General features: G+C 41.2%; 12 protein-coding genes. 7 read left to right on the forward strand and 5 right to left on the reverse strand.

Translation table 11 applies throughout. The features are described 5' to 3' along the window. Positions 1-181 precede the first annotated feature (181 nt). Positions 182-1042: a GGDEF domain-containing protein gene (locus BSO02S_RS11990; RefSeq protein WP_066067108.1), complete on the forward strand. Its 861-nt coding sequence runs from the start codon at positions 182-184 to the stop codon at positions 1040-1042. A gap of 123 nt (positions 1043-1165) precedes the next feature. On the opposite strand, the gene BSO02S_RS26345 is transcribed toward BSO02S_RS11990, so the two are convergent. After that, on the reverse strand, positions 1166-2812 hold the full coding sequence (locus tag BSO02S_RS26345) for an immunoglobulin-like domain-containing protein (RefSeq protein WP_084374993.1): 1647 nt from the start codon (positions 2810-2812) through the stop codon (positions 1166-1168). A 212-nt stretch (positions 2813-3024) separates the two neighbouring features. Here BSO02S_RS26345 and galE point away from each other — a divergent pair, with 212 nt between their 5' ends. Then, complete coding sequence (gene galE / locus BSO02S_RS12000) at positions 3025-4038, forward strand: UDP-glucose 4-epimerase GalE (RefSeq protein WP_066067111.1); 1014 nt, start codon at positions 3025-3027, stop codon at positions 4036-4038. A 163-nt stretch (positions 4039-4201) separates the two neighbouring features. Here galE and BSO02S_RS12005 read toward each other — a convergent pair whose 3' ends face one another. Then, a complete protein-coding gene (locus tag BSO02S_RS12005) occupies positions 4202-5557 on the reverse strand; it encodes an Ig-like domain-containing protein (RefSeq protein ID WP_066067113.1) in 1356 nt (451 codons plus the stop codon). A 471-nt stretch (positions 5558-6028) separates the two neighbouring features. Between BSO02S_RS12005 and BSO02S_RS12010 the strand changes: the two genes are divergently transcribed. Next, entirely contained in the window at positions 6029-6655 is a 627-nt protein-coding gene (locus BSO02S_RS12010) for an AmiS/UreI family transporter (RefSeq protein ID WP_066067336.1), read from the forward strand. A 58-nt stretch (positions 6656-6713) separates the two neighbouring features. Here BSO02S_RS12010 and BSO02S_RS12015 read toward each other — a convergent pair whose 3' ends face one another. Together BSO02S_RS12015 and BSO02S_RS12020 are read right to left on the reverse strand one after the other, a co-directional pair. Continuing rightward, on the reverse strand, positions 6714-7646 hold the full coding sequence (locus BSO02S_RS12015) for an N-acetylmuramoyl-L-alanine amidase (RefSeq protein ID WP_066067116.1): 933 nt from the start codon (positions 7644-7646) through the stop codon (positions 6714-6716). After that, entirely contained in the window at positions 7643-8710 is a 1068-nt protein-coding gene (locus BSO02S_RS12020) for a YARHG domain-containing protein (protein ID WP_066067117.1), read from the reverse strand. The genes BSO02S_RS12015 and BSO02S_RS12020 overlap by 4 nt, the downstream gene beginning before the upstream one ends. A gap of 140 nt (positions 8711-8850) precedes the next feature. On the opposite strand from BSO02S_RS12020, the gene BSO02S_RS12025 reads away from it, so the two are divergent. From BSO02S_RS12025 to BSO02S_RS12035, 3 genes are read left to right on the forward strand one after another with little or no spacing between them, the layout of a single operon-like run. Then, positions 8851-9342, forward strand: a complete 492-nt coding sequence (locus BSO02S_RS12025; RefSeq protein WP_066067119.1) for a zinc ribbon domain-containing protein — start codon at positions 8851-8853, stop codon at positions 9340-9342. Positions 9343-9354: 12 nt separating this feature from the next. Next, on the forward strand, positions 9355-11004 hold the full coding sequence (locus BSO02S_RS12030; protein WP_066067120.1) for a zinc ribbon domain-containing protein: 1650 nt from the start codon (positions 9355-9357) through the stop codon (positions 11002-11004). A 5-nt stretch (positions 11005-11009) separates the two neighbouring features. Then, a complete protein-coding gene (locus BSO02S_RS12035; protein ID WP_066067122.1) occupies positions 11010-12452 on the forward strand; it encodes a zinc ribbon domain-containing protein in 1443 nt (480 codons plus the stop codon). A 223-nt stretch (positions 12453-12675) separates the two neighbouring features. On the opposite strand, the gene BSO02S_RS12040 is transcribed toward BSO02S_RS12035, so the two are convergent. Further along, on the reverse strand, positions 12676-13179 hold the full coding sequence (locus BSO02S_RS12040; RefSeq protein ID WP_066067124.1) for a sigma factor: 504 nt from the start codon (positions 13177-13179) through the stop codon (positions 12676-12678). A gap of 431 nt (positions 13180-13610) precedes the next feature. Between BSO02S_RS12040 and BSO02S_RS12045 the strand changes: the two genes are divergently transcribed. Beyond that, positions 13611-14294 (forward strand): hypothetical protein, encoded by a 684-nt coding sequence (locus BSO02S_RS12045; protein ID WP_066067125.1) that lies wholly within the window; start codon positions 13611-13613, stop codon positions 14292-14294. Positions 14295-14410 lie beyond the last annotated feature (116 nt).

The raw sequence follows: 14410 nt of genomic DNA on the forward strand, positions 1-14410 counted from the left end.
AAATTCAGCCTTTCTTTTTAGTTTTAAATTTACTGCTTAGAAAGTTAAAGGAGAGCTAGTGATTCATTCCTTTGTTTATAGACAATTGTAATTAATGTAAATTACTAGTTTTCCCTCCAATTTTCGACAAGTTATGATACTATCAAAGAAAATACAGGAGTCGAAGGGGGAAAGAACATACATGTCGTTAAGTGTTAAGTGGGAAACGCTTCAAAGAATGCCTAAAATGATGTTGGGGCTGTGCATCGTATTAACGGTGATTCCGGGTTTTTTAGCTCGATTGGATATGTTTTATATTGATGATATGGTTTGGTTTTTATTGCTATTCCCATGCTTTATTTTTTCCTATTATTTAGGGTTTGCCGGCGGGCTCTTTGCGGCATTCGCGGTTAATATCTATCACTTGTTTTGGTTTATTTATGAAAAATACCTGCGAATGGCGGAATTAGTTAACCAGGAATTATCCCTCCATATTGGGGTGGCAATCGTCACTTTTTTGTGTGCGATGGGTGTTGGACTATTATCGGAGAAACTAACCGAAAAACAACTGCAGCTGCATAGTATGAATCAAAAATTAAAGCATTTAGCCTTGTATGATTCTCTAACAAGCCTCCCAAACCGCCATTATTTCATGGAGAAATTATCTAAATATTTACTGGATGAACAATCCGTTTCCCTGTTATTCATAGATTTAGATGGATTTAAAAAAGTGAATGATACCTATGGCCACGAAGAGGGAGATCACATATTAATCGAAGTAGCGAATCGGTTAAATGATGGCTGTCATGATTCTTTGTTCGTCAGCCGCCTTGGGGGCGATGAGTTTATTGTTATGTTAGTGGGGGCAGACAAAGAGAAATCAATCAAAATTGCACAGGAGATTTTGAAGAAGCTACAACTGAAAGTACGAGATTTGCGTATTTCTGCGAGTATCGGTATTGCCATATCCAAACAAGGCGATACCCCTTCATCCCTATTAAAAAAAGCTGATACCGCCATGTATCATATTAAATCAACAGGAAAAAATGCGGTAGGTGCATGATCAAAGTGCGCGGGGGTGCGCAAAGGTGCCTGTCACGACCCGGTATTTGTCGAATAATAATTATGTGGGGTCAGTCCTCCGCGGCTTTATAGCGATGGAGGACTGACCCCTTCCTTCTGATTCTTATTTAACAGTTATTTTCCGCTTCACTACTGTTTTATTTTTGGATTTATCGGTCACCGTGTAAGTTAATGTGTAGGAACCTTTTTTCTTTGTATTCACTTTTCCTGTAATTTTAAGCTTACTAGTTACATTGCCATCTAGATTATCTCTCGCAGTTACTCCTGTTTTCGGATTAAAGGAAGATTTGTAACGAATGGTTTTATTTTTAGCACCAGAAATGGCTGGCTTTGTGCTATCGATCGTGATCTTTCTCGTAACTGTTGTCATGTTCTTGGAAGTATCACTGACCGTGTACTTCAATGTATACGTTCCCTTTTTCTTTGTGTTAACCGTGCCGCTTACCTTTATTTTACTAGTTAAACTGCCATCTACATTGTCTTTCGCAGTCACCCCTGTTTTGGGATTAAATGAAGAATTAAGTGCAATGGTTTTATAAGTGGCACCGGAAATGACTGGTTTCACGTTGTCATAGACAGTTATTTTTCTTTTCACACTTGCAACATTACCGGACCAATCAGTTACCGTGTAAGTGACATCATAAGCGCCTTTTTTCTTTGTATTAACCACACCTGTCACCTTAATAGCACTTGTTAAATCACCGTCCACATTATCCTTCGCTTTCACGCCTGTTTTTGCGTTAAAAGTGGAATTGAACGGAATGGATTTGCTTGTGGCGCCTGAAATAACTGGTTTCACCTTATCTACTAGCTTCGTAATGTAAGCGGAAGAGACATAGCCTTTTACTTTTTTGTCAATGGTTTGAACTGGGTACCAGACAAATTGATTTGCAGTAGAATCGTCATCGTCATAGATAAATTCTCCGTTAATGGTCAATGCTGTATTTTTAGGCAGGGTACTGACAATCGTAGAACCTGGCTTTGTCCGTAATTTCACACCTTCTGAGGTAGTCATCACTCTGTTTCCACTCTTGAACAAATAAGCGGAGTCGTGCCCTTGCTCAGTCAGTGTGTACTCCAGTCTATTAAACTTAATGTTTTCACTGCTTTCGCGATCGTAATCAAAATCATTAATGGTAAAAGGGTATTTTGCTAGTTTTGTATCGTCTATATAACTCTCTTTTTCTATTTTAGTAAAAACTTGCTCTTGATAAGCATCCGTATTTCTTTCCCCGGTCAGCTGGTAAAGGGGGCTGTTCACCGGTTTTGTTCCATTGTATGCCATGACAGGGAAATACCAATTTTCAATAACCTGCCGTCCTGCCCCTTTAATTTTTGGCAAATCAGTCCGCGAATACATACTACTAAGGACTTCGACACCGGCTTCGATATTATAGATGATATCGTTCTTCAACTTCTCCAACTTTTCCTGGTCGTCTCCACCTTTATTGGTGAGCTGCATTAGACCGATCCCGCCATCAGGAGAAATTACAGGCTCGCCCGCCTTATTAAATTGTTCCCATGTCCCGTTTTCCTGTGTAGCCACGGCTTTTACCACTTCAGGCGGTATTTCAGCTGCTAATGCAGCATTCGTAAGTAAGCAGTTCATTTGCTGAAAAGAAGGATTTACTTTCGGTTGAATCACAACTGAGCATTGGGTGGGTAACTTCGACTCTGCAGAAGCGTTCCCATAGAACAAACCAACAGTTAAACAGGTTAATATTCCTGCTTTGAATAAAGGCAGCTTCATGTCTGAAGACTCCAATCTATATATCTCTTTTTCTATCATTCTAACATACTACTTAGGTGCCTGGCACGCCCCGATATTTGTCGAATTATAATTATGCGGGATCGGCCCTTTGCAGCCTTATAGCGGTAGGGATTGACCTCTTCCTTTTTTTGTATAAAAGGATTATAGTTAAAGGTATATGTAGTTTTTAAAAGGAAGGGGGAAATTAAGAAATGGCTATATTAGTCACAGGCGGGGCCGGGTATATTGGCAGTCATACTTGTGTTGAACTATTAAACGCCGGCTATGAAGTAATCATTTTAGATAATTTTTCAAACAGTAAACCTGAATCTTTAAATAGGCTAAAAGAGATTACGGGTAAGGATTTTAAATTTTATGAGGTTGACCTGCTTGATCGGAAGGGCCTTGAGACTTTGTTTTCTGAAAATCAGATAGAGGCTGTTATCCATTTTGCCGGATTGAAAGCGGTGGGGGAATCGGTATCCATTCCGCTCCATTATTATCATAATAATATTACGGGGACGCTTATTCTTTGTGATGTCATGAAGAAGCACGGTGTCCATAATCTTGTGTTTAGTTCGTCAGCAACGGTGTATGGAATGCCGGAACGGGTGCCGATTTCCGAGGATTTCCCGCTAAGTGCGACCAATCCTTATGGCCGGACAAAGCTGATGATAGAGGAAATTTTGCGGGATTTATATGTAGCAGATAAGAGCTGGAGTATTGCCCTGCTGCGTTATTTTAACCCGATTGGTGCCCATGAAAGCGGCCGAATCGGCGAGGATCCAAACGGTATTCCGAATAATTTAATGCCGTTTATTACGCAGGTAGCTGTGGGGAAATTGAAGGAACTACAAGTATTTGGCAGTGATTATCCAACGGTTGATGGTTCGGGTGTAAGGGATTATATTCATGTCGTTGACCTTGCGCTAGGTCATTTAAAAGCGCTTGAAAAGGTAATGCCCGCTAATGGTGTGGAAGCCTATAATCTAGGAACGGGTACGGGTTATAGCGTACTGGAGATTGTTTCTGCGTTTGAAACAGCTTCGGGAGTGAATGTTCCTTATAAAATTGTAGATAGAAGGCCGGGAGATGTGGCGATTTGCTATGCCGATCCATCGAAGGCGAAGTCGGAACTTGATTGGGCTGCCGAAAGAGGAATTGAGGACATGTGCCGGGATTCGTGGAGATGGCAGGAAAAGAATCCGAATGGGTATGGGGAATAAGAAACATTAAATAAACCAAAGAAAGTTACAGGCAGGGGTTTTTATGGACCTGCCTGTATTTTTCTTTGGCTTTTTGAAAAAACAAACCGAGCACGAAAACAGCCTAAATAAAAAAAGATGGTTGCACCTATGAAACTGCACCCACCAATTGATCCTATTAAGTCTATCTTACTTTTACTTTAACTGTTTTGGAATTGCCAGAAGAATCTTTGGCTGTGACTGATAGTGAGGTATTCTTCTTTTGAGGTTTAATCTTTAGTTTGAAATATCCTTTAGAGTCAGATTTTCCACTCCCTAAAGTCTTACTACCCACTTTCACCGTTACAGAAGCTTTTGCTTCGGTTTTCCCACTTACATATTTGCTAGTTTTAGAAACTTTATTTACCGTTAATGTTGACGGGGGCGTTTTATCTGCTACTTTTACGGTTGTAACTTTACTTATATTCTTATTTTTGTCCGTAGCCGTAAAATACAACTTCGTTCCCGCTTTAAATGGTTTTATAGATAATTTGAAGTTTCCGTATTTATCTACATTAACCGTAGAAAACAATTTCGTTCCATTTTTAATGGTAATTTTTGAATAAGCTTCAGCTTTACCAGTCATTGATTTATCATTGTCATCTACAGGATTTACTTTTGGTACAGCCGGTGGAGTCTTATCTAATACTGTTACTGAAGAAGCTTTACTAATATTTCCAGATGAATCTTTAGCGGTAAAATATAACTTAGTCCCCGCTTTAAATGGGGTTGAAAGGTTCAGTTTAAAATTTCCGGTAGCGTCAGTATTAACCGTTTTGAATGCTGCGGTTCCATTTTTAATGGCTACGGTTGAATTTGCTTCGGCTTTACCAGTAATTATTTTATCATTATCGTCAACAGGATTGACTTTTGGTGCATCTGGTGCAGTTGTGTCAGCTAGCATACTAGCATAAAGAAAATATTCATCATAGGAAGCTATTTCGTTAAAATTTGTTGTTGCAGCATAATAGGTTCCGGGACTTACGGGTAAAACCTGGAAAGTTATACCACCATCAGAATCATAATATTCTGGTTCCACAATCTGTTCATTTGAATCAAATAATCCAAATCCCAAATCAGTATAGTAATCTACTTGATAAAGACCTACCCCAAGAAATAAATATCCGGGTTCGGTAACCTTAATCTCGAAACTATCAAAATCTCCATCCCTAAACCGATTGTAACTAAAATCCCCAACCATACCTGTTTCCATGGGAAGTGGGTCAGCCATAGTAAAGAAATCATTAGGTTCCGTTTCTGTTATGTAATTATTTTCAGCTGCAAGTGTACGAAATCCTGAACTTGAAGTTTTGTTGATAATTTTACTAACATCCAGTTGACTGAACCTTGAATCCCTTCCATTTGAAATACTAACCCTTTTTATTTCTTCAATATTCTTCTTGGCAACAGAAACTGGACTAGCAGCGAAAGTTTTTGTTGACTGAGAACCTGTTAATAATAAAGTGGCAGTAATTCCAGTGTAAATTAATTTCTTCTTCAAGCAATCTCCTCCTAAATTCCATTGTTATATCGTGATTGTGAGTATATGCCTGTTTTTCCAATAAATACCTAATTATAAAAACGCAACTCTGTTTAGCTAAAAGTCTTACTAGGGAATTTTGCAATCAAGAGTTGATGATTTTCCACAATGATTCAAATTTTTTCATATAAGAACGTTACTCAGGAGGATTGTGGGGATGATGGAAAAAATTAAGTTTACATTTTTTCAAGTGATAGTTAACATTTTTTCATTCTATGTGCTATAGTTATTTGAGAATATGAAATGATTATGATGTTATCTTAAAATAAAATACGATAGATGTTAATCAGTAGATTACTAGAAGTGATTGTTCGTATGGATTTATTAAAAACGCTTGAAAAGGCATTTTCTTTTCTTCATTGGGATGAGAAACTGCTTTTTCCTTTTTAAAAGGAGGGAAGGTTGTGGAAATGGCTTTTCACAACCATTGATATGAGTTTTGTTGGTTTATTTCTTTCGGGAGCTGTTCTTTTTTTAAATAGCCTGATGTTGTTAGGGAAGGCCGACGGAAAGAGCGTTGGTATCTTTAATCTTTTCGTTGGATCCATTCAGATTATTATTCCCTTTTATTTACTGATTTCTTCGGATCAAAATAATTGGGAGCTTTATAATATTGCGGCGATTTTTTTGTTTGGCTTAACCTATTTATATGTCGGCGTCACTTTTTTGAAGGGGCTTGATGGCAGCGGTCTTGGTTGGTTCTGTTTATGGGTTGCTATCGTTGCGGTCGTTTATACCGTTACATCTATTATTCACTTCCATGATGTTGTTAATGCATTAACATGGGGAATGTGGGCATTTTTGTGGTCCCTGTTCTTTGTTATCAATACGCTGAAAAAGAACATTGATGAGTATCTTGGTAAAGTAGCGTTTGTCCAGTCGTGGGTAACGCTGACCATTCCGGCTTTGCTTTACTTTTTAGGGGTCTGGAATACACCAATTGTCGTGCAAATATGGACCTACGTTTTAATCCTATCATTTGTCTATTTCGCTGTGAGTTTTGTCAAAACGAGAGTTTCATTTAAAGTGGTGCAGGGATCAAATCCTCGCTCATCATAAATTATCAAAAAACGGGTGTCAGGCACTATTTATATTGGTGCCTGACACCCGTTTTTTTTTACTTTTTATAACCAGCATATTGAAGGATTCCGTCGGCCACATTCGCCATCAGGTTCTTGAGGTAAACGGGGTCTGAGAGGTTTCTATCCTCATTTGGGTTGCTCATGAATCCCATTTCCACGAGGGTAGTGGGGACCTTGGACCAGTTGAATCCCGAGAGATCTCCCCTGTAGGAAATCCCGTTTACTTTTACAGCGGGATTTTTACTCGTTTCATCAAGAATAGATTGAGATGCTTTTAAGCTATCTTCGAAAATAGCCTTTGTGTACGGGCTGTTTTTTGCCGGTGTGAGAACTGAAAGCCCGTGGACATTTCTATCTGTTGCTCCATCAGCATGAATGCGGATAAATAAATCGGCTCTTTTTTGATTAGCCATTTCTGCTCGCTCGCGATTGCTTAAATTGACATCGTGGCTAGTCCTTGTAAAAATAACCTTTACTCCGCTGCTCTCCAGCAAATCACCTAAAACGAGAGAGGCCTCCAACGCTAATTTGTATTCCGGTTTCCCGGTTGCAACCCCCGACGTTCCACCAGTAACCTTCATTTTTGTCTCCGTCGCACCTGGACCGACGGGCTCTTTAGCCAAATTTGCCCGCGCCTGGTGGCCAGGGTCAATCACGACTAGAAAGGCACTTTGGGTTGCCTTCGTTTTCTCCGAAACGGCGTCTGTTTTTGCGGTTTCAGTGTCATCTTCGGTGTCAGGCACTGCGTTTTTGGAGGTGTCATCCTTGGTGTCAGGCACCACGTTTGCCGCATTGCCAACTTTGGTGTCAGGCACCACTTTTTCTGCGTCTTCCCTCTGTACCCCTTGTTCCTTAACAGCAACCGCACTTTCCTTAGTTCCTGCAGGATTAAGAAACAGGTATAAAGGAATCAGTACCGCAAGCAAGCTGAGCACGGCAACGCCTATTTTAGCCCTTTTAAAAATCACTTTAAGTACCTCTCCCTGCTCTTAATCAATTCAACATTATATTTTTCAATCTCATTTACCGTGGTACCGTCATATGAGGCATCCTCGAAGTACCAGGATTTTTTTGAAAAATAAGATCGTAAATCTGCTGAATCAAAAATATAGCCATGACGAGCATAGATTTCATTTCGTGCCAATCGAAGCTGTTCCACTGTCAACGCGGCAACTTCACTTTCTGTTAATCTTTGATAATCGCTGTCTGGAAAAATAAATTCACCAGACCTGGCCGTTGTCGGCTGAGTAACATCCGTTGTTCCAAACACAGTGCTATTGATAATTAATGATAAATCATCCTTGTCCGTCCCTGATAAAACTGGTATGGAATAACCGCAAGAGCCGGAATATGCCATTAAATCTGACGAGGGCAGCGAAGCCGGGTGCTCCGAAACACAATTATTTCCTGCCTCAATGGACCAATCCGCATCTAATTCCTGTGATAAATCTTCCGCTATGTAATAGACTTCTTTTGCCCATGTTTTTAAAGAGTTTATGTTTCCGGCATCATATAAAGCGAAAATGCGCGCCAAACTTTTGGATGGAATGCTTGTTGCTCCCAAAGAAAGCTTGCCATTCTCGTTTGAAACCTCCCATTCTCCAACTGAAATATCCAACCCTGAAGTATGAATCCTTAAAGCGTTCAGCTTTTGAATCGAGTCGGTAATCATCGATTCTTCACTCTTGGCGTTGACGGGTTCTTCCGGTTTTACGTCAGTCCCCTTTTCATTGGCAGTCTTTTTTGCAGAAGTTGCCGCCGCTGGTGCTGCTTCATGGTTTGAATCTTTCAGAGAATTTACAATGAAATAGGCAGCAATGACGATCACTGCAATCCCGACGATTGAAAAAATAGTGATAAGTGCCGTTTTATTTTTTGGGGCGGCACCATGCTTTAGGGAAGTTCTATCCATGGGCGGCGTAACTTTCATGGTTTCAGAAGCCTCCGGACTCCTGACCTTTGTTCCACAGCCTGTGCAGAAAGACTCATTACTCTTTAGTGCCCTGCCGCAGCCAGTACAAAATATCTCCATTTACAATTTCACTCCTTTACTAAAAATTATACAATTAAATTCCAGGTATCGAAATAAAAAGTTGGATACTTATCCAAAACTTTGTAGTAATATAGTAAAATTGTAATGAGTACTATGATAGATATAGGGGGGATTTATTGATGAGTGATTTGAAAACAAAACTAGGTGGCGGGTTGAATATCCTGCAGGATTCCGTGCAGCAGGGCAAGCAAAAGCTCCAAACCGCCCAAGAAATCAGCCAGTATCGAAAGCTGGTCCAGGAGAATTCTGAACGACGCGCCAATCTGCTTCTTCAGCTTGGTGAACAGACGAGTCAAAAGATTCGTACGGGTGAACTAAAGGACCTGCAGCTCCGGGATTACGTTCTGAAGATTGCTGAATTGGACCGGCAGATTTTTCAAACCCAGAGTGCCTTAGAGCAGTTAAATAGGAAATCAGATTCATGGGCCTGCTCAAAGTGTGGCAGCCAAATTGGCGTGGATGATAAATTTTGCGGATCCTGCGGCCAACAGCAGGAACCAATCGCAACCGGGAATGATACGGTCGAAACGGCGGTCTGCCCAACCTGTGAGGAACAAGTTCCGGCCCAGGGAAATTTCTGCGCTTGCTGCGGCAGCCGCCTGGTTTTGTAGGGGGGCGTGAAAATGTATTGTAAAAACTGTGGGGCAGAGAATTCTCCCTTAGCTAATTATTGTATCCATGACGGCACTGTCTTAAAAAGAAAAACCATGAACTATCATTTGAAGGAACAAACGGCGGCCTTCTGTTCCAGCTGCGGGGCAAAATCGGTCAATCATTTTAACTACTGTACAGAATGTGGCACCAGTAATTCCCAATACGTCCAGGATAAAGGCTTGGCAGTGCCAAAGGAATTAACCAATTTAACGGCCGCTATACCCAAGAAGCTGCCTAGTTTTAATCTTACATATGTGAAAAAGGCGCTATTGCCAGTTCTTATCGCGGTCATCATTATGATTGGTTTATCTTTTTCTGTGATGAAATCATCAGAGAGACTTTATAACAGTTTATTGAGTGATAGTATGAAAGATTTTAATATGGAAAACCTGAATGATCTTATCAGCGAAATGGAATTAAAAACAGATTCGAACCTCCCTAAGCTTGGCAAACTGTATGGCATAACTGACATTGTGATGATGTCGAACCTGCAGAATCCAGTTGTATCGGTGAATATGAATGGAAATTTTGGTGGCGATAGCGGTAAAGCGACGGCAGAGGCCGAAGCAAAGAATGGCTTCCTAATTTATCTGCTTATTCCATTTATAGGCTTATTTGCCGCCGGTATTTTCGCCGCCCGAAGAAACCGTAGTTCAAATCTGCCGGATCATCTGGTCAATGCGATTGGGATCGGCGTGCTTTATGCGCTGTTTATGGCCGTATTTTCTCTATTTGCAGGTTTTTCCTACCATTTTAATATCAACGAAAGTGGAGTGAAAATGGCGTTTGCGATGGATACTCACTATTCACTGTTTAAAACCCTATCGATGACGTTGATAGTCGGCTTCATATTTAGCGGGTTGGGCAGTCTTTTTGCAACCAACTTCCGAAAAACGACGGGACATCTGTCTGAATGGATTCCTTCCGGAGAAGCGATCCACCAAGCGATTGCGGTTCCGTTTCGCGGAATTTTGCTGTTCTCAATTGGCTTATTTATCTATTTTTCTAGCAAAATCGCTGATTTCAAGGAACAGTTCGGGGACTACTTTTTCAATACTCCTTTTGAAAAAATAATCGATAAAAGCTATGTGTTTGTTGCGACGATTTCTGTGCAGCTTGGCAGCTATCTTTGGAATCTGCTTCAGCTCACGCCGTTGACCTTATTTGTTAATCAGCGTCGTGAGGCGGGTTCCTTATCCTACGGAATTTTCTCTGGCTTTGTTGCCACAGGCGCTGCCAATAATGACTCGACTATTTCTGAGATGGAGAGCGCGCTGTCCCAGGTTGATTTAGACATGTATTTAAAGCTTGCTCTGCTCATCCCGATTGCCCTTTTGATCTGGGCCGGCTTTAAGATTGCCCTCAAGCCCCAGCATATCAAAAATTTGATCATCTTCAGCGTCATTTATGCCGTCATCATGACGGGGCTGGCAGCCTTTACGGATATAGGGGTTTCAATGATTGGACATGGAACGGATTTCGGAGATTCGATGAATGTTTCGATGGGGCTTGGCTTTAGCCCGGCAGGCACGTTCATTAAGAGCCTGCTGCTTTCCTTTGTGTTTGCCTTCCTGGGTACACTGATTCATAAATTTAAAGCGGATGGACAAAGGAGATAACAGTCATGTCAGCCTGTCAAAATTGCGGCACGCCCATTTTGCCGCAGCAAGCATTTTGTAATCATTGCGGGGCGAAAAATAGTTCAGAGGCCCCGTCACGGGAAGCAAGGAATTCCCATTTTAGCGTAACCACCCCCGTCAAATGGGCAATTGCAGTTATTTTAGTTTTGGGTGTCGGCTTGTTTGCCACCCATACATTTTTGGTCAATTATTACAAACCGGAAAAAACAGTGGAGCGCTTCGAAAAGCTGGTCAAAGGAAAGGATTATCAGGGGCTGCGAGAAATTCTTGAGGCGGGTGGCACAGATTCCGACCTGTCAGAGGATGAGCTGAAGGGGTTTACGGCCTTTTTAACAAAAGACCAGAACTTTGGGGAAATAGTTTCTGAACTCCAGCAGGAGGCAGCAGGTATTAAGCATAATAAACGGCTGCATCCGGTCATGGATGGGGAAGATAACCAATTGGTGCTGCTCGTGGAAGGACCGAAAAAGTTTTTCTTTTATCAGCAATTTGCGATTAAAGCTTATCCGTATACGGTGATGGCGGACAGCAGCCTTGAGAACACAAAGGTTTTTTATAGCGGTAAGAGCAAGCTGCTCAAGGAAGCGGATCAAGAGGAGGAAATTGCCAGGGTGCTGCCGGGCAACCTCACGTTAGAAGCTGTTTATACCGGTGAGTTTGTTACGCTAAAAGCGGAAACATTGGTCGACTTCACGAAAGCAAGCAATAACGTGGTTCTCACTAGACTCAAGCTCGGTGGTAAATATGTATCGATTTACTCCAATGGGGACGATGCGGATATTTTCGCCAATGGGAAAAAAACCAACCTAAAAATCGGTGATTCGTTCGGTCCTGTGCCGACAGACGGTTCGGTCGAACTATATGCGGTTGTGAATTGGAACGGCACACCCATCAAAAGCAATGTGGTAAAAATCAATCACGAAGGCGAAGTGAATCTTAAGTTTAAAGAAATTAGCGCGGCCCAGGCAAAAGAAGAAGCAAGGGAACGGGGAATGAACGCTTTAGCCGCTTACCCTGGTTCGACAGCAAAGGAGCAAATGAACTACTTTATGGAGCAATTTCTCTCAGCATCCGTTTCCGCCTATAACAGCAGGGACTTCTCAGCGGTTTCTTCTTATCTTGCGCCGGATGGTCCGGGCTATAATGAAATGCGCAATTACATTAAAACCTTAGAGAAAAAGGGAATTACCGAAACGTTTTTGAGCGTTGGAATCCTTGACATGCAGACGACCGACAAGGGCTTCAAAGTAAAAACACAAGAGGAATATGAAATTTACTATTCGGATGGAACTGCCAAACAAAAAACATTCGAAACCATCTATACCCTTGTCGCCGCCGAATTCGGCCTCAAGGAATACAAACTAGAAAAAACAACCACAATCAGAGAAAACGACCTTCTCGATTATGACTACTATGGCGGTGATTGACACTGTGATTGTGATGAAACGGTGATTGTGATGAAACGGTGCCAGGCACCACCCGAATTATCTTGTTTCACAGGATTGTTCCACAGTATAATCCGGAAGGAAAAGTTACCTGAGCCAGGCGCTATGCCTGGCTTTTGGCTATTTTTTTGGGCTGAGAAACGGTCATTTTGGGACAGATTTTTGGATTCGCGAGTAAAGGCTATGGATTCGCGAGTACCATTCTCTATAAGGGCAGCCCTGAGCGGCGAATCACAGGCTGCGCCCGCATTTTCTTTAACGCCCCCAGCTTCCACTGCTTTACTGCTGATGGAGAAACCTTCTCCTCCTTGGCAATTTCTCGCACGGATAAATCGTGTAGGAAAGTTCCCAGCACCCATTTTGTTTCTTTTAGCGTTAGCCCCTGACAATAGGAGAGCAGCAGCTCGTATTCAAGCGGCAGGCAAGGGGCCCCGTCTTCAACGGTATCCCAATAGTCTTCCTCTGGACAGGCATTGTGTTCCCCGTATTTGCAGGAGTTGACGAGTTCGGAAAGCAATTTTCCTTTTATATACGTATAGGCATAATTAGTGAAATTCCCCTTTTTGGCATCAAAGCGATTGTTTGCTTCCCAGAGCCCAATTAAGCCAGTTTGAAAGAATTCCTCCTGGTCTTTATAAATATTTAATGATTGGATGATTTTATGAATCATTGGCGTATACTGCATAACTAACTGATCAAAGCTATCCATTTGCTAATCCTTTAGGATTGCGCGCTTTCCGGGTTTTTCCTAGGTAGCTTTAACATACCGATAATCAACAGTTTCATCGAATCAACAAATTTTAATTTTGAAGCGGAAAAAAGGGGGGAACGTTCATCTTTTGCCCTCAAAATCCATTTTTAAAGGCAACTTTTAGAAGTTAGGGAGATTATTATATGATTTTGGTGCGGCGGCTGTCATGACCCGAAAAGGCCTGCAAAATGGGGTTAAGGGTAATCCTTGAATCTATGAAAAATTTTACAAAAAAAGCTATCATAATTTGTCGAATAGTATTATTATTATGTAGTCCTGTTCTTGTCGTGAGTGATAGGGCTGTCAACCTCTATCTAGGCTCCACTCCACTACTTCGCAGGAAAAAATTTAGAAAAAATTGCCCAATTACATAAAAAGGAAGAAGTCATATGCCAACGATGAAGATGAAGGAAATAAATACACCACTAAAGCCCTTTGGAATACGCTATTTTAAAGATATTGATGGGCTTTATTATAAAAAAACAGGCAAAAATAGCCGTAAAGCAGTAAGGCCGTTTTGGAGAAAGAAAAGAATGGTGCTCGGGATTCCCATCCTGCTAGTAGTGGTGGTTATTGGCATGGTTGGTTACGAGGTTGGGATTAAATATGCCTCTCAAAAGGTAGTGAATGAAATTGCTGGCCAATTAACCGATAAGGATATTGCAGGATTATTAAAGGATCCTACTGTTCAACAAAGTATTGAAAATGAAATTGGCTCGGACCAAAAAGATAAGCTGCTTAAAAAGTATTCACTGGATTCCAAGGCAGCAAATGGGAACCAAGAGAAAACGGTAAAAGCAACAGCTGTTTCAAATAAGGAAAATAAGGTTACTATTCAACATCCTCTTGTTAAAAAGACACCAAGGTTGAAATTTCGTACGAAAGAAGAAGTAACTAAATTCTTATTATCCAAATTTACTATGAATGAGCTAAGCGCACTCGCCAAAAAGGCGGAAGGCGGGATTACACCTGCAGAAAAGGCGGAAATAAAAAACACCGTATTGAAAAGACTCTCAGCAGAAGAATACGAAGCAGTAAAAACCTTCGCATTCATTGAACTAAGCAAAAGGTAAGAAAAGGTGCCTGGCACGCCCCGAAATTTGTCGGTTTATGGTGCGAGCTGGAGGTAGTTTATACTCAAAAAGATAGAGTGCAAATCCTATACGGATTTGCACTCTAATTATTTTCA

It is taken from the genome of Neobacillus soli NBRC 102451 (genome assembly GCF_001591665.1).
Taxonomy (GTDB): Bacteria; Bacillota; Bacilli; order Bacillales; family Cytobacillaceae; genus Neobacillus; species Neobacillus soli.